The sequence below is a fragment of the Streptomyces sp. UNOC14_S4 genome (assembly GCF_020740835.1).
Lineage (GTDB): Bacteria > Actinomycetota > Actinomycetes > Streptomycetales > Streptomycetaceae > Streptomyces.
Genome location: NZ_JAINFC010000148.1, coordinates 1 through 15,699 on the forward strand (window position 1 = coordinate 1; position 15,699 = coordinate 15,699).

16 protein-coding genes are annotated in these 15,699 nt (G+C 72.1%); 10 read left to right on the top strand and 6 right to left on the bottom strand.

Annotated features, from left to right (window positions below; genetic code table 11):
• Positions 1-36: 36 nt before the first annotated feature.
• The gene (locus K6I34_RS15730; RefSeq protein ID WP_229326518.1) at positions 37-999 is read right to left on the bottom strand and encodes an ABC transporter substrate-binding protein; all 963 of its coding nucleotides are present in this window, start codon (positions 997-999) and stop codon (positions 37-39) included.
• A gap of 536 nt (positions 1,000-1,535) precedes the next feature.
• Between K6I34_RS15730 and K6I34_RS15735 the strand changes: the two genes are divergently transcribed.
• From K6I34_RS15735 to K6I34_RS15750, 4 genes are all read left to right on the top strand, one after another.
• Positions 1,536-2,774 carry an NADP-dependent malic enzyme gene (locus K6I34_RS15735; protein WP_229326520.1) on the top strand — a complete coding sequence of 413 codons (1,239 nt, stop codon included), beginning with the start codon at positions 1,536-1,538 and terminating at the stop codon, positions 2,772-2,774.
• A gap of 294 nt (positions 2,775-3,068) precedes the next feature.
• Positions 3,069-4,031, top strand: a complete 963-nt coding sequence (locus K6I34_RS15740) for a zinc-binding dehydrogenase (RefSeq protein WP_229326521.1) — start codon at positions 3,069-3,071, stop codon at positions 4,029-4,031.
• A gap of 13 nt (positions 4,032-4,044) precedes the next feature.
• A complete protein-coding gene (locus K6I34_RS15745; RefSeq protein ID WP_229326523.1) occupies positions 4,045-5,484 on the top strand; it encodes a cellulase family glycosylhydrolase in 1,440 nt (479 codons plus the stop codon).
• Positions 5,485-5,598: 114 nt separating this feature from the next.
• Entirely contained in the window at positions 5,599-6,009 is a 411-nt protein-coding gene (locus K6I34_RS15750; protein ID WP_229326526.1) for a RidA family protein, read from the top strand.
• A 21-nt stretch (positions 6,010-6,030) separates the two neighbouring features.
• Here K6I34_RS15750 and K6I34_RS15755 read toward each other — a convergent pair whose 3' ends face one another.
• Complete coding sequence (locus K6I34_RS15755; protein WP_229326528.1) at positions 6,031-6,228, bottom strand: DUF397 domain-containing protein; 198 nt, start codon at positions 6,226-6,228, stop codon at positions 6,031-6,033.
• Positions 6,215-7,114, bottom strand: coding sequence for a helix-turn-helix transcriptional regulator (locus K6I34_RS15760; RefSeq protein WP_229326529.1), 900 nt, complete (start codon positions 7,112-7,114; stop codon positions 6,215-6,217). Before K6I34_RS15760 ends, K6I34_RS15755 begins: the two co-directional genes overlap by 14 nt.
• 216 nt (positions 7,115-7,330) lie before the next feature.
• Between K6I34_RS15760 and K6I34_RS15765 the strand changes: the two genes are divergently transcribed.
• On the top strand, positions 7,331-7,582 hold the full coding sequence (locus K6I34_RS15765) for a hypothetical protein (protein WP_229326531.1): 252 nt from the start codon (positions 7,331-7,333) through the stop codon (positions 7,580-7,582).
• Positions 7,583-7,648: 66 nt separating this feature from the next.
• Here K6I34_RS15765 and K6I34_RS15770 read toward each other — a convergent pair whose 3' ends face one another.
• Both K6I34_RS15770 and K6I34_RS15775 read right to left on the bottom strand, forming a co-directional pair.
• Positions 7,649-8,575, bottom strand: a complete 927-nt coding sequence (locus tag K6I34_RS15770; protein WP_229326533.1) for a PadR family transcriptional regulator — start codon at positions 8,573-8,575, stop codon at positions 7,649-7,651.
• Positions 8,575-9,447 (bottom strand): DUF4097 family beta strand repeat-containing protein, encoded by an 873-nt coding sequence (locus K6I34_RS15775; RefSeq protein WP_229326536.1) that lies wholly within the window; start codon positions 9,445-9,447, stop codon positions 8,575-8,577. Before K6I34_RS15775 ends, K6I34_RS15770 begins: the two co-directional genes overlap by 1 nt.
• Before the next feature lie 176 nt (positions 9,448-9,623).
• Between K6I34_RS15775 and K6I34_RS15780 the strand changes: the two genes are divergently transcribed.
• Complete coding sequence (locus tag K6I34_RS15780) at positions 9,624-10,400, top strand: hypothetical protein (protein WP_229326538.1); 777 nt, start codon at positions 9,624-9,626, stop codon at positions 10,398-10,400.
• A 200-nt stretch (positions 10,401-10,600) separates the two neighbouring features.
• On the opposite strand, the gene K6I34_RS15785 is transcribed toward K6I34_RS15780, so the two are convergent.
• The gene (locus tag K6I34_RS15785; protein ID WP_102920663.1) at positions 10,601-10,783 is read right to left on the bottom strand and encodes a DUF6104 family protein; all 183 of its coding nucleotides are present in this window, start codon (positions 10,781-10,783) and stop codon (positions 10,601-10,603) included.
• Between the two features lie 171 nt (positions 10,784-10,954).
• Between K6I34_RS15785 and K6I34_RS15790 the strand changes: the two genes are divergently transcribed.
• The 4 genes from K6I34_RS15790 to K6I34_RS15805 form a co-directional block, all read left to right on the top strand.
• Positions 10,955-11,389 (top strand): CU044_2847 family protein, encoded by a 435-nt coding sequence (locus K6I34_RS15790; RefSeq protein ID WP_229326539.1) that lies wholly within the window; start codon positions 10,955-10,957, stop codon positions 11,387-11,389.
• Positions 11,386-13,503, top strand: a complete 2,118-nt coding sequence (locus K6I34_RS15795) for a trypsin-like peptidase domain-containing protein (RefSeq protein WP_229326541.1) — start codon at positions 11,386-11,388, stop codon at positions 13,501-13,503. The genes K6I34_RS15790 and K6I34_RS15795 overlap by 4 nt, the downstream gene beginning before the upstream one ends.
• Positions 13,504-13,633: 130 nt before the next feature.
• A complete protein-coding gene (locus K6I34_RS15800; RefSeq protein ID WP_229326543.1) occupies positions 13,634-14,641 on the top strand; it encodes a MoxR family ATPase in 1,008 nt (335 codons plus the stop codon).
• 6 nt (positions 14,642-14,647) lie between these two features.
• A partial coding sequence (locus tag K6I34_RS15805; RefSeq protein ID WP_275127072.1) for an SAV_2336 N-terminal domain-related protein occupies positions 14,648-15,699 on the top strand: 1,052 nt, incomplete at its 3' end.

The window sequence follows — 15,699 nt, forward strand, 5'->3', positions numbered from 1 at the left end:
GCGGCGCGGAGATGACGGCCCGTGGCGGCGGTCGGGTCAAGAACCGCCGTTGATCTTGGCTTCCTTGACCGCGCCGGCCTCGACACCCCAGGTCTTGAGGACCTTCTCGTACGTACCGTTCTTGATGATCGTGTCAAGGGCGGCCCGGAGGGCGTCCCGTAGCTGGGTCTGGTCCTTGGACACGGCGATGCCGTACGGCGCGGCCTGCACCTGGTCGCCGACGGTCTCGAAGTCGTTGCCCCCGCCCGCGGTCTTCACCGCGTAGGCGGCGACCGGGAAGTCGCTGGAGCCTGCATCGACACCACCGGCCTTCACCCGGGTCTGCGCCTCCACGTCGGTGTCGAAGGCTTCGATGCCGATCTTGCCCTTGCCGTCCTTCTCACACTTGTCGGACGCTTCCTTGGCCAGGCTGTGAGAGACCGTGGCGTTCTGCACAGCGATCTTCTTGCCGCAGAGGTCGTCCCAGGTCTTGATGCCCTTGGTGTCGCCCTTCTTGGTGTAGATCGAGACACCCGCGGTGAAGTAGTCGACGAAGTCAACACCGTCGCCGATCTTCTTGTGCGTCTCCGGGTCCACACCCTGCTGACGGTCCTTGGAGTCGGTCATGGCGGACATCACGATGTCGTAGCGCTTAGAGCGCATGCCGGTGAGCAGGGCGTTGAAGGTGCCGTTGTTGAACTCGACGCGTACCCCGAGTTCCTTGCCCAGAGCATCGGCGATATCGGGGTCGATGCCGACCGTCTTGCCGTCCTTCTTGAATTCGACGGGCGGATAGGCGATGTCGGAGCCGACCTTGATGACCTTGGAGTCCTGGATCGCCTTGGGGAGCTTGGCGAAGAGCGGGGCGGAGGAGCCCTCGCTCGCCTGGGACTCGTGGCCGCTCTTGTTCCGCTGGTCGCCGCAGCCGCTCAGCAGCAGGGCGCCGACGACCGCGATCGCGCCGACGGCGGCCAAACGCCTCCTGGCGGCAGCCGGGCGAGAGGTGGTGCTTGCGGTCATTGCTGGTTCCTCCTGCGGGTGAGGGGATAGCCGACTGGTCACACGGGGAAATCACACTGCGTAGGGGATCGCGTGCGGGGGATGCACGCTCCGTACCGGTCGTGCGAGGTGAATACGGGTGGAACGCGATGGAACTCGGGGGAACACGGGGGACGTACGGGGCCGTGAGCACACACCATCGGGTGGTCGCGACCTCGTGTGATTTGGGCATCTTGCCATCTGGACTGCACCGTTCGGGGGGCCTGCCATGTCAAAATCGGATAACGGGTGATCCCCGTGCGGTATCGGGTCGGTTCGTACTACCGGACCCAACGGTGTGCCTCGCGGGTGCGAGACCTATCTCACGTACCTCTTGTCTCACTCCATGGACTTCCGACACCAGTCGACACGCTTTCGGCGTGCTTGTGGCGTCCTCCGGTAGAAAGAGCGGCCACATCCCCCGTATCCGGGGTTACCAGGGCGTAGGTGGATCCGCCCGGCAGTCCGCAACCTCGGGCGGCTACCCTCGACAGTTCTTCGACAAAGGGGTCAAGTAAGTGGCAGCGGAGATTGTGAATCCTCGAAGCGCGAACAGTGCCGGTGACGGTGCGGACGAGAAGGGGACCGGCGAGACCGGCGACGGTCTCTTCGACCCGGCATTCGCGCTGCACCGCGGTGGAAAGATGGAGATCCGGGCAACGGTGCCCGTGCGCGACCGGGACGACCTGTCCCTCGCCTACACGCCGGGCGTGGCCAAGGTGTGCACCGCCATCGCGGAACAGCCCGAGCTCGTCAACGACTACACCTGGAAGTCCCAGGTCGTCGCGGTCGTGACGGACGGCAGCGCCGTGCTCGGACTCGGTGACATCGGTCCGGAGGCGTCGCTGCCCGTGATGGAGGGCAAGGCGATCCTCTTCAAGCAGTTCGGCGGCGTGGACGCGGTGCCGATCGCCCTCGACTGCCGCGAGGTCGACGAGATCGTCGAGACCATGGCGCGCCTCGCCCCGTCCTTCGGCGGCGTCAACCTGGAGGACATCTCGGCGCCGCGCTGCTTCGAGATCGAGCGCAAGCTCCAGGAGCGGGTGGACATCCCGGTCTTCCACGACGACCAGCACGGCACCGCGGTCGTCACCCTCGCCGCCCTGCGCAACGCGGCCAAGCTGACCGGGCGCACGCTCGGTGAGCTGCGCGCCGTGATCTCCGGCGCGGGCGCCGCCGGGGTGGCCATCGCCAAGATCCTGGTGAACGCGGGCATCGGCGATGTCGCCGTGTGCGACCGCAAGGGCATCGTCTCCCTCGGCCGCGCGGATCTCAACCCGGTCAAGCGCGAGCTCGCGGGCTTCACCAACAAGGCCGGCCTGGAGGGCCCGCTGGAGACCGCGCTCAAGGGCGCCGACGTCTTCATCGGCGTCTCCGGCGGCACGGTTCCCGAGGCGGCCGTCGCGACCATGGCGCAGGACGCGCTGATCTTCGCGATGGCCAACCCGACGCCGGAGATCCACCCGGACGTCGCCCGCAAGTACGCGGCCGTCGTCGCCACCGGGCGCAGCGACTACCCGAACCAGATCAACAACGTGCTCGCCTTCCCCGGCATCTTCGCGGGCGCCCTCCAGGTGCGGGCCTCCCGCATCACCGAGGGCATGAAGCTCGCGGCGGCCGAGGCGCTGGCGGCGGTGGTGGCGGACGAGCTCAGTGCGGAGTGCGTTATTCCGTCGCCGTTCGACGAGCGGGTCGCTCCCGCGGTCACGGCCGCCGTGGCCGCGGCGGCGCGGGCGGAGGGTGTGGCGCGGCGGTAGCCAGGCGGGCGACTGGGGGCTCCGCCCCCAGACCCCGTGGTGGGTGCGGCCGGTGGTCCGGTTGTGCCCACCCGTTCCGCCGTGCGGAACGCCTGCCCACAACCGGGGGTGGGACGTAAAGGCGCGCCCCTTCAGGGGCGCGGGGAACTGCGCGACCAGCCCCCACCGGGCCCGCAGACGCGCGCGCAGCGCAAGGGGCACCCCGGTGGGCGCAACCCCGGTCGAACGGCGGAGCCGCCGCGTGTCACAAAGGAAGTGGTTCCGCTCGCGCCGCGTCCGGCGTAGGTTCGGACCATGTACGCCGCCTACGCAGCCCGCATCGACCGTGATCAGCCGCTCACCGGACTGGAGTTGGGCGAGCGCCCGGAACCGTCGGTGCCCATCGGATGGACGGTCGTCAACGTCAAGGCCGCGTCGCTCAACCACCACGACCTGTGGACCCTGCGCGGCGTGGGCATCACGGAGGAGTCGCTGCCGATGATCCTCGGCTGCGACGCCGCCGGGATCGACTCGGACGGCAACGAGGTCGTCGTCCACTCCGTCATCGGCCAGACCGGCCACGGTGTCGCGCCGAACGAGCCGCGGTCGATCCTGACCGAGCGTTATCAGGGGTCCTTCGCCGAGCGCGTGGCCGTGCCCGCGTGGAACGTGCTGCCCAAGCCGAAGGAGCTGAGCTTCGAGGAGGCGGCCTGTCTGCCGACGGCCTGGCTGACCGCGTACCGGATGCTCTTCACCAACGCGAACGTGAGCCCCGGCCAGAGCGTTCTCGTGCAGGGCGCGGGCGGCGGTGTCGCGACGGCCGCGATCGCGCTGGGCGCGGCGGCCGGGCTGCGGGTCTTCGCGACGAGCCGTGACGCGGCGAAGCGGCAGCGCGCGGTGGAGCTGGGCGCCGAGGCCGCTTTCGAGCCGGGCGCGCGGCTGCCGCACCGCGTCGACGCCGTCATCGAGACGGTGGGCGCGGCCACGTGGTCGCACTCGGTCAAGTCCCTCAGGCCCGGCGGCACCCTGGTGATCTCCGGCGCGACCAGTGGCCAGAGCCCCGCGTCCGCCGAGCTCAACCGCATCTTCTTCCTGGAGCTCAAGGTCGTCGGCTCGACCATGGGCACCAAGGAGGAACTGGCGGGCCTGCTCAGCCTCTGCGCGGCCGGCGGGGTCCGGCCGGTGATCGACTCCGTCCTGCCCCTTGACCGGGCGCGGGAGGGCTTCGAGAAGATGGCCGGTGGCGATCTGTTCGGAAAGGTGGTCCTGACCGTCTGACCGTGGGAGGGCCGTGCGCAGTCCGCGAGCGGTGATCGTGACCGTACTGGCCCTGGTGGCGGCGCTCCTCGCGCCGTACGGTGCCATGGCCCGGACCCATGCGGACGATCCCGTTCCGCGGTTGACGGACGAGCGCGGGCGGGTGCTGACCCTGCGCGGCTGGAACGTGGAGGACAAGACCCACCGCGGCGCCGACGCCCTCACCGGCATCACCGAGCGGCACTTCCGGGACATGGCCGCGGCCGGGTTCGGCCTGGCCCGGCTGCTGGTCTTCTGGGACGACCTGGAGCCGCGGCGCGGGCGGTTCAGCGGGGGCTACCTCCGCCGGATCGAACGCGTCCTCGACTGGGCGCACCGCTATCGCGTCCGCGTGATCGTCGACGCCCACCAGGACGTCTTCGGCCCCGCGTTCGGCGGCCATCGGGGCATCCCCGAGTGGGCCACGCGCACCGACGGCCTGCCGTACGTCCCGCACCCGGACGACTGGTTCACCGAGTACTACGAGCCCGCCGTACAGGCCGCGTTCGAGCACCTCTACGAGGACGCGGACCTGCGCGAGGCCCAGGCGCGGATGTGGCGGGTGCTGGCCGGACGGCTGGGGCGGCACCCGGCGGTGTTCGGCTACGACCTGATCAACGAGCCGATGGGCAGGCTGCGTCCGGGCGAGGACCTGCCGTCGGCGGCCCGGCGTATCGAACGGGACCAGCTCACCCCGATGTACGACCGGCTCGCGGCGGCGGTGCGCCGCGCCGACCGGCGGCACGCGCTCCTCGTCGAGCCGACCCCGGCCGTCGGCGAGGCCGTCCCGACCGGCCTCGGCCGCGTCCACGACCCGGCGGGGAAGGTCGTCTACGCCCCGCACTTCTACAGCACCGCGATGGAGGCGGGCGGGGACTACGACCCGTCCGCGCACTGGATCGAGGCGTACGAGGCGGCCGTGACGCGCTATCCGCGCGAGCAGCGTGTTCCCGTGCTGATCGGTGAGTGGGGCCCCTTGAACTCCGGGCTCCCGAACATGGCCCGCTTCTACGACGACGCGTTGGCGTCGATGGCCCGTTACGCGTCGGGCTGGACGGGCTATGTGTGGTGCTACGGGGGCGGCTACTGCGCCGTCGACACGGCGGGCCGCTTCCGGCCCAACCGGGAACGGACGGTCGCGCCTTACGCGGTGGCGGTGGCGGGGCGGGCGGTCTCGTCTTCGTACGACGGTGGGGCGTACCGCCTGACATACGCGCCCCGGGGCTCCGGTCCGACGGTGCTCTCGCTCCCGGCGGCTCCCCGGGGCTGGCGTGTCGCGGTGTCGGGGCCCGCGCGTGCCGACGGGTCCGGCGTGCCGCCGGGTGCCCCTGGCGTCATCCGGGTACGGGCGACCGGGCGGGGACGGGTGACGGTGGTGTGCGTGCCGGGTGATCCGGCCGGGGGCTTTCGTCCGGCCGGCTTGACGCGGAAGTGAACCTGGAGGTCCTCGGGAATGGATCTTGGCGGCTCGTGGCTGTCGTAGTCGGATCCTGCCGGGCGACCGCAGTCACCCGGCCCTGTACGAGCTGTTTTGAGGGAGTGTCGGCAAATGTCAGTTGTACAGCCCGCCACCGGTCGTGTGCGTGTCTCCGCGAACCCCGACTGGTACGAGTCGGCCGGTATCTCGCTGGGCGTCCGGGTCGGGAATCTCCTCTTCACCTCGGGGCAGGCGCCGATCGATTCCCAGGGGGCCACGGTCGGTGCCGGGGACTTCGAGGCGCAGGCCCGTCAGGCACTCGCGAATCTGTCGACGGTACTGACGAACGGAGGCTCCAGCCTCGCCGACGTGGTCAAGGCGACCGTCTTCGTCACCGACATCACGCAGCAGGACGTCTTCGCCAAGCTGCGCGCGGAGCACTTCCCGGACAAGCCGCACCTCGCGGAGTCGTTCGTGGAGGTCTCCTCGCTCGCCGATCCCGAGTGGATGATCGAGATCGAGGCCATCGGACTCGTCCGGTGAGGGGGAGCCCTGGCCGCAGGGTCACCTTCGGTGCTTGACGTCGGCCACGAAGGTTTCCCAGGTGGACGTGGGGAAGTTCGGCCCGGGGGTGTCCGGGGTCTTGCTGTCACGGACGGGGACGACGCCAGGGTGGCTGTCGGATACCTCGACGCAGCTCGACTGGGCGTTGCTGTAGCTGGACTTCCACCACGTGGGGGCTATCGGGTCATGTCTGTTCATGATGCTCCGCCATCTCGAGAATCAGGTGCCGTGACGCTTCGGCAGTCAGCGACTTGCTGGCGATGTCCTGGAATGCTTTGTCGTAGCGATCCACTTCGCTCGGCCTGTCCAAGTACAGGTCGCCTGTGTATCCGTCGGAATAGACGGTCGGGGGTTCCGTCTCTTTGCCGTTTCCCGCGAGGGGAAAGCGGAGGATCTGGAACTGGCCTGTCATGACGCCTTGATGGAGCCCCGAGCTGAATGGCACCACTCTGATCGTGATGTTGGGCATGCGGCTCACTTCTGCCAAGTGCGTGAGCTGCCCCGCCATAATGCTATGCCCGCCGATGGGGCGCCTTACCACGGCTTCGTTGACCAGTACGTTCAGCGTGGGAGGCGTGGTGATCCGGGTGAGCAGAGCACGTCGTTTGAGGCGGACTTGAACACGCCGCTCGATCTCTTCCGGGGTCTCGATCGGGCTGCCCTGTCCTTCTCGCATGATGGTGCGTGCGTAGTCTTCGGTCTGGAGCAGACCCGGGACCAGCTCGGGTTCGTACCAGTCGATGCGTGAAGCAGCCTCTTCAAGTCCGATGTAGAGATCGAAGCCCGCGGGGATGACGTCTCCGTATGCGTGCCACCAGCCTTTTGCCTTGGTCTCTTGAGCCAGCCCTACGAGGGCTTTGGTGAGGTCTTTGGATGCTCCATAGCATTCGCACATGGCCTTGACCTCGACCATGCGCGAGGCGACTTTCCCCTGCTCCACCCGCCACAAGGTGACCGGTGACCGCTCCAGCTCTTTCGCTGCCGCTTTCACGGTGAGTCCCGCTCGTTCGCGCAGCTCGCCCAGGATTCTGCCGAGTTGTCGCCTTGGAACGGTCGATCCAGTTGGGCCGTCGGGTGCGGGCACGCCCCACCTCCCCAGCTCGAAGTGAAATGCATCGGCGCCCCGAATGAAAGCATCATCGGGTGCTGTCTGCAAAGCACGTCAACCTGGCGAAAGAGGACTGTCTGAAAGCTTGCAAGTAGCGCTCTGCGCGAGCATTCTGGGCGTCCCGACACGGCAAGTGGCCTGTCAGGGCAGGGCATATGGGGAGGCGTAAGCGTGAACGCGTCAGAAAATCTCGTGACTTACAGCGAAGGCGCATGGGTGCTGGACAAGCGGCTCGGCGGCGTGGGACAGGTCGTCGGCCACGGCACCCGCCGGGTTCGGCTCAGGTCGCCGGACGGAACGCGGGAGTGGAGCACGGAGCCGCACGCGCTGCGGCTCGCTTCTCAGGCCGAGCTGCGCGACGCGGGGCTCCGGCACAGCGTGAGCTGGATCGGTCCGTCCGTCACGCTCGTGTACATGCCGCCGCGGGCCGAGGGCGGCGATTGATCCCGCCGCCGTATGCGAGTGGGCCCGGGCCGAGGTTCTGCGGCCCGGGCCGTAGCGGGGAGGCCGTTACCCCCGGGGGGTGAGCAATGCCGTGACGCGGCTCGCCGCGTCCGCCAGGATCTCGCGGGACTGGGCCAGTTGACGCGGCGTCACCCCGTGGTCCCGTGCCGCGTCGCGGATGTCGTCGCGGAAGCGGTCCAGCAGGCGGTCCAGGTCGCGGGCCGGGTCCTTCGAGAGCGTGTCGGCCGCGTCGGCCCACTCGGGTGCCGGGGGAGGGGAAGCGGCGGCCGTCCGGCCGCCGTTGCCGCCGTTGCCGGCATTGGCGAGGTTGCCGAGTTCCTGGGTCAGGGACGTGATGCCGTCGACGAGGCCCGTCGGCCAGTCGCCGCCGCGTACGCGCTCCTGCACCCGTTCCGCGATCCGCTGGGCCTCCTCGCGTACGTGGTCCTGCGCCTGCTTGGCCTGGCGGCGGGCCTGCTGGGCGTCCTGGCGGGCGCGGCGGCTCTCCTCCTTCGCCCGGCGGGCCTGTTCCTTCCATTCCTCCATCGCGTGGCGGAAGTCCCCCTTGGCCTGCTGCCACACGTCGGCGCCGTCCGTGGCGGCCGCGCGGGTGCGCCGCGCGGCCTCGCGCATCTCGCGCCGCAGGTCGCCCGCCGCGCCGCTGACGTCCTCGCGGATGTCGGCGGCGAGGGCGGAGACGGACTCGCGGATGTCCAGTTCGAGCTCGGCCAGCTCGCCCTGGCGGTCGGCGAGTTCGGCCCGGCCCGCGGGGGTGAGGGAGTAGACCTTGCGGCCGCCCTCGGTGGAGTGGGTGACGAGCCCCTCCGCCTCCAGCTTGGCGAGCCGCGGGTAGACGGTGCCGGCGGAGGGCGCGTAGAGCCCCTGGAAGCGCTCCTCCAGCAGCCGGATGATCTCGTAGCCGTGGCGGGGCGACTCGTCGAGGAGCTTGAGCAGGTAGAGCCGCAGCCTGCCGTGGGCGAAGACGGGGGGCATCAGAGGACCTTTCCCTGGGTGGGGCGCTCGGGCGTCGCGTCCGCTTCCGTGCCGGGTTCCGTGTCGGGGCGGCGCAGCAGCGCGACGGCGCCGGAGACGCTGGTGACCTTGAGGCGGCCGCCGCCCGCGCCGAGGCTGCCGGTGATCCTCCTGGCCCCGTACTGGCTGCTGACGTGCAGTTCCTCGAAGGCGCAGGACAGCGGTCCGCCGGTGGTGTTGGCTTCGACCGTGGTGTCGGCGGCGGCCGGGAGCCGGATGGCGATCCCGCCGGAGATGGTGGAGAGCACGAGGTCGGGCCCCTGGCCGGTGGGTGTGAGGTCGACGGCCATGCTGCCGCTGACGGAGTCGGCGCGGACCGTGTCGAGCGGGCTCTCGACGAGCGTGAGGTCGCCGGAGACCGACTTGAAGCGCAGGTCGCCGCTGATCCCCTGGGCCTCCAGCGCGCCGGAGACGGTGGTGGCGCGGACCGTGCCGCCGACCCGGGTGAGCGTGACGGTGCCCGAGACGCTGTTGACCGCGGCATGCCCGGAGATGTTGGAGACGACGGCGCCGGCGTCCGCGACGCCGACCTCGACGCGGGTGCCGGTCGGCACGGTGAGGGTCACCGCGGCGGTGCGGTTCCAGCTCTTGTGGGTGAGCCACTGCAGGGGCGTCCAGCGGAAGTCCTCGTAGGCGACGGTCAGCGTGCCGTCCTTGACGCTCGCCTTCAGAGGCGTACCGGTGAGCTCCGAGAGTTCCAGCCGCGCGGGCCCCGAGGCGGCTCCCACGACGTTGACCGTGCCGTGGATGAGCTGGACGACGAGCGATGTGACGGGTTCTTCGAAGGTGATGTTCTGCGGCGCGGACAGCGACCACTCCGACTGGACCGGCATGCCGGGCCTCCTCGACGTGTGGGACAAGACGTGCGGGACAGGGCGAATGCGCGTGGCGACAAGGGGCGGCGCGCACGGGGCGGCCGCCGCCGGACGCAACCTATCGCGTCTCTCCAAACACGATATATCGCGGTCCCGGGAAGTCAAGCGGCTCCGTCGTGACATAGCGTTGTCGCATGTCCGCAACTGATCACAGCCGCGCGGCCGGGGTTCTGCTGCTCTGCCGGGCCGAGCCCGACCGCGTCCGTCCCTCCGCACAGCTCCTGAACGAACCGCTGCTCCTCGCCCCGGCAGGTGAGGGGTGGAGCGTGCTGATCCCCGGAGAGGACTCCTGGCGGACCGAGGGCACCGACCCCGCCACGGCGGCGGCCGGCTGGGCGCACGCGCTCGCCGTCGCGGAGCCGTGGCCCGTCGTGGGCCTGTGGTGGGACGCGAGCGGCGCGGGCTTCGTGGTGGCGGCGGGCTTCCGCCGTACGGCGGGCTACAGCTGGCTCGCCGACGGCACCCCCGCGGGCGAGGAGGCGGCCATGGCCGCCCTGCGCGCCCGGATCGGGCTCGACCCGGTGCTCGACGGCGCCGCGCTCGACGGGCTCACGCTCCCGGACGCCGACGCGGACGCCGAGGCGCGGGTGCTCGGGGTGATCGCGGTGCTCTCCCGTACGGGCCTGACCCTGCCGCAGGGCCTGGCGCCCGGCGTCGGCGCCGCGCGCCTGCGCTCCGCCGCGGTGCCGGGGGCGGAGGCGCTGGACTGGCCGGGGTGGCGCGAGGCGGTGCGGATCGGGCTGGACGGGGGTGGGCCGCGGTTGCGGGCCCTTGGTCTGGCGGAGGTGGCGGCTGGCGCGGCGCTTGCTGTCTGGGGACGGCATCGGGGCTGGCGGACGGCGGGTGTCGTACTTCTCGCCGACGGCGCCGTGACGCTGGCGTACGACGCGTGGCGTCGGCGTCGCGGCTGACCCGCCGTTTCGCTTCCGAGGGGCGCCTACCGGGGTGCGGCTTGCGCTGGGCGCGCGGCTGCGGGCCGGTGGGGGCCGGTCGCGCAGTTCCCTACGCCCCTTCCGCCTACGAGCTCGATTCGCCATGTGCGGCGGCGGCTGCCGGCCCGCTGTGGTTGCTCGCGCAGTTCCCCGCGCCCCTTGCAGGGGCCTTCGGCCCCTTAAACGTCGTCGTCCTCGTCGTCCAGGCGGGCCAGCCACGTCGCGAGGCGCTCGACCGGGACCTCGAAGTCCGGGTTGAGGTCGACGAACGTGCGGAGCTGTTCGGCCACCCAGCCGAGGGTGACCTCCTCTTCGCCACGCCGGTTCTCGAGCTCCTCGATGCCGCGGTCGGTGAAGTACAACGTGCTCTCCGTCAAGTCGGTAAGTCGGTCGGGGTACCAGGCGCCCGGCTCCTGCCAGGGGCATACCTGCGTTTCCCGCCCAGGATAGGCGGGCCGTTCGCCGCAGCCTCTCGCGCCCGTCCCGCACGAGGGCTAGCCTGCTGCACCGGAACGCGGATCGGGGGGTGGCGCGTGGCAGACGGGATCGCTCAGGTCCGGCTGGACGACGGGACGGTCGTCTGGGCGCGGATCAGTGAGGCGCACGAGCTGGACAAGGGGCCCGAGGGGCCCGACGGCGGCGGGGGGTACGCGGACTCCAGCGCCGTGGGCGCCGCCCGGCGCGTCGCCGGGCTCGCGGGCGGTCTCTCCGACGTCGTACGGGGAGTCGTCGGCTCCCTGCGCCCGGCGCTCGCCGCCGTCACGCCGGACGAGGTCAGCGTCGAGTTCGGCATCGAACTGTCCGCCAAGGCCGGGCACGTCATCAGCCTCCTCGCCGACGGGGAGGGCAAGGCGTCGATCAACGTCACCCTCACCTGGTCGGAGCGCGGGGCGGAGCGCGGGCCGGGGCGCGGGGAGCCGCGCCCCGCCGCCGCGGTGGCACCGGCCGCTACCCCCGGCACTCCTTGAGCGCCCTCGACGGGACCGTACGCCGGGCCGTCGTACGCATCTCCGCGCCCGGCGGCGGGTATGACCCGACCGGTGACCGGTTCTGGGGCAGCGGCTTCTTCATCGCTCCCGGGCAGGTCCTGACCTGTGCCCATGTGGTGGGGAACGGGGGTGGTGGCGTGCTGGCCGGGGAGACCGCGATCGACATCACCGACCACCGGGGCCGTACCACCGAGGGCCGCGTGGCCCTGGTGCTGCCGGTCCCCGACGACCCCGAGCGCCCGCCCCGCCGGTGGAAGCTGCCCGACCTCGCCCTGGTCGAGGTCGAGGACGCCGAGGACGTCGAGTGCCTCTGGCTGAGCGACCGTTCGGCCGTCGTGCCCGCCCGGATCAGCCTGCACGGCTGGTCGAAGGAGGTCGGCGACCTGGCGCTGCGCTCCGGCCACGGCATGGCCAGCGGCACCGACGGGCCCGACGGCAGCGCGCTGCTGCTGCGCGGTGAGATCCCCGTCGCGGGCACCTCCGGCGGCCCCGTCGTCGACACCGAGCGGGGCGCCGTCATCGGCGTGTGCAAGGGGCGCGGCGAGGGCGACGCCGGGCTCGCCGTCCCCGTCACCGCGCTGCGCGCGCTGGCCAACACCCGGCCCGGCCGCGACCGGCTGCACGCCCTCGTCCGCGCCCACGACCGGCACCACCTGCGGCGCTACCGCACGGGCGGCACGCGCGGCAGCTGGACCGGCTTCCAGTACACCCTGCGGTCCGCCACGGCGGGTGCCTTCACCCCGGTCCTGCGGACGCAGCTCTTCGCGCGGCTCGCCGAACTGACGCCGCCCGGCAGGCCCGGTGACGTGATGAAGCTGGTGGACGAGGTCAAACGGCGGATGATCCAGGGGCCGTACCAGCCGGGCATCGAGCACGACCCGCGCACCTGGCGGGAGGGCGTCGGCCTGCTCTACGACCTCCGTGACGACGAGACGCGCTCCCAGGAGCGCGATCTGGAGCTGGAGGCCGTCCTGCTCTACGCGGCGCGCGTCGCCGCCGCCGTCAGCCGCGCCGGGAACCCCGCCGACGACGGCCCGGTGGACGAGCTGAACAACTGGCTGTCCGGGCGCGAGGAGCCGATCGACTCCTTCATCCGGGAGGAGATCGACCAGATCCTGCACGGCGGCGCCGCACTCGGTCCGGAGGACCCGGACGAGCTCCCCGCCCGCACCGGCGTCGAGCTGCGCAAGCCCACGCGCCGCAAGGTGGAGCCGGGCGAGGAGGAGGTGCGGGCCCGGGCCGACGTGCTGGTGGAGATAGACCGCGGCCTCTACGGCGACGCCTACCCCTGGCGCGTCAAACTGCTCCGCGAGGACGATCTCGTCACGCTGCGCAGCGACGAACGCGGCGTCACCCGGGCGGAGTTGTACGAGGCGCTGCGCGACCCCATCGCCGAGGCCGTGCGCCAGAGCGACGTCGGCGACCACCTGGCCTCCATCGAGGTGGCCGTCCCGCGCGAACTCCTCGACGAGCCCCTGGACTCCTGGCGGCTCTCCCCGCCCGGCACCCCCGAGGACGGCATCGACCCCGACACCCTGCCGCTCGGGCAGCGCCGCGTCGTCGTGCTGCGCGCCGGCGGCCGCCGGGACATCCCCGAGTGGCACCGCCGCTGGAACGCCGCCGCGCGCGGCCCGCTGAGCGCCGTGCCGCTGCGCCGCGAGGCGCCGGTGCGCGGTCACGACGGCCCGGGGCGGGAGAGCGGCTACGCGGTCTACGACCGGCTGTCCAGCGTCGAGGACACGGCCGTTCCGGTCTACTGCGGTCCTGTCTCGAAAGGGCCGGGAGCCGACGCGCTGGGGGCCGCGCTGGCCGCCGGGCACGCGCTCGTCGTCTGGCGCAGATGCGCCACCGGGCATACGGATTGCGCCGAATTCCACGAGCAGATGACGGCACTTCTGTGCGATGCCAAGACCCCGGAGGGGCTGCAGCGGCGCATCCGCAGCCTCCGTATCCGCTGCGGTGATCCCGAGTATCCCGACCCGGACGTCCTGTGGGCGCGGTCGATTGCCCTGCTCTACGACTCGCCGGACCGGCCGCCCCGCCCCGACCAGCCGCTTCGCGCGCCCGGACCCCGCCCGGGGCCGGTGAGATGACGATGCGTCAAGCACGTGACAGGAGAGCGTGCCACGGACCGGCCGAAGCGCCGTGTACCGGTACCTTCGTGCGGGGGACGACGGGCTGGGCGGGCTCCGGGGCGACGACACCAGCTGTGAGGAGACCGGTGTGAACGACTGGCGCATCTACCGCGGAGCGGGCCTGCCGCACGACGGGATAGAGCAGCTCCCGCCGCCCCCGCCCTGGCGGGACTTCGCCGCGTCCGGCCCCGACGCGGGCGCGGCCACCGACCCCAGCGCGGCCCGCCGACTCGGGGTGCTGCGCAGGCTGGTGGAGAACCACCACCCGCGCCCCGACGAGGTCGAGGCGGTCAACGCCGCGCTCTACCTCCGCCGCCCCCTCCTCGTCACCGGCAACCCCGGCACCGGCAAGTCCACCCTCGCCCACGCCGTCGCCCACGAGCTCGGGCTCGGCCGGGTGCTGCGCTGGCCCATCGTCAGCCGCAGCTCCCTGCGCGACGGGCTCTACCACTACGACGCCATCGCCCGCCTCCAGGACGTCCAGCTGGAGCGTGCCCAGGGAGCGGACGGCGACGGGCGCCCCTCCATCGGCTCGTACCTGCGGCTGGGGCCCCTGGGCACCGCCCTGCTGCCCGTGGACCGGCCCCGCGTGCTGCTCGTCGACGAGCTCGACAAGGGCGACCTCGACCTGCCCAACGACCTCCTCAACGCCCTGGAGGAGGGCGAGTTCACCCTTCCCGAGCTGGAGCGCATCGCCGACCGCGAGCCCGAGGTCGAGGTGCTCACGGACGACGGCGGCCGGGCCGTGATCACCGGCGGCCGGGTGCGCTGCACCACCTTCCCGCTGATCGTGCTGACCTCCAACGGCGAACGCGACTTCCCGGCCGCCCTGTTGCGCCGCTGCATCCAGCTCGACCTCGAACCGCCCGGCGAGGAGCAGCTCACCGCGATGGTCAGAGCCCACCTCGGTGACGAGGCGGTGGGCGCGGGCGCCGATCTCATCCGGCGCTTCCTCGACCGCGAGCCCGGCGAGATCATCGCCGCGGACCAGCTCCTCAACGCCCTCTTCCTCACCCAGCACGCCCCGCGCGCCGAACGGGTCACGCGCGACCGGCTCGCCGACATGCTCATGCAACCACTGGACCGTCCGAGGTGATGCGGTATGACGGCGCCCCCCGACCACCGGCTGGGGCAGCTGGTCGCCCGCCTGCGGGCGGCGTCCTGGGAGCTGACCCCGGAGGAGATCGCCGACGCGGTCTGGCTCGCCCAGTGGGTCACCCCGGCGGCGGGCCCCGGCGCCGGGGTGACCGCGCCGGACGCTGACACGGGGCTCCTCGCGCCCCCGCACACCGCCCGGGTGCGGGATCCCGGGGACGCCCGGACGTCCCCCGACGGCACGCACGCGGACCCCGCGGACTCCCCGGCCGCGCGGCACGCGGAGCGCTCCGGTCCCGTGTCGCTCTACGCCGGGCGCGATGGGTGCCCGGCGGCCCGCCGGGCCGGGGGAGCGGGCGCTTTCCCGGAGGCGGGCGCCTTTCCCATAAGGGTGCCCATGGCGGCCTCCTTGCCCGGCCTCCTCGGGCTCCAGCGCGCCCTGCGGCCCCTGCGTGGCTACCGCACGCCCGCCGCGCCCCCGCGCGGCCCGCTCGACGAGGACGCCACCGCCGACCTGGCCGCCCGCACCGGCGTCCTGGACCCGCGCTACCGGCGCGGCGAACGCCGTACGGCCACCATGCAGCTGCTCATGGACGCCTCGCCGTCCATGGTGGTCTGGGACCGGATGCTGGAGGAACTGCGGCAGACCTGTGCCCAGTTGGGCGTCTTCAGCGACGTCCAGGTGCGCTATCTGCACCGGGCCGAGGACGGCACCCCTCTCGTCGGCACCGCCGTACAGCCCGGGGGCGGGCACGCCGGTGCCCTCCACCCGCGCCCCGCCGACCAGTTCCGCGACCCCACCGGCCGCTCGCTCACCCTCGTCATCAGCGACTGCGTGGGCCCCCTCTGGCAGGAGGGCCGCGCCCAGAGCCTCCTGCACCACTGGTCCCTGGCCGCACCGCTCGCGGTCGTCCAGCCCCTGCCGCCCCGCCTGTGGCCGCGCACCGCGCTGCCCGCCGACGCCGGACTGCTCACCCGCGACCCCGGCACCGGCGGCCGGCTCCGCTTCGAGGCGGAGGGCTACGGTCCGCGGCCCGCGCCCGGCGCCCTGCCCGTTCC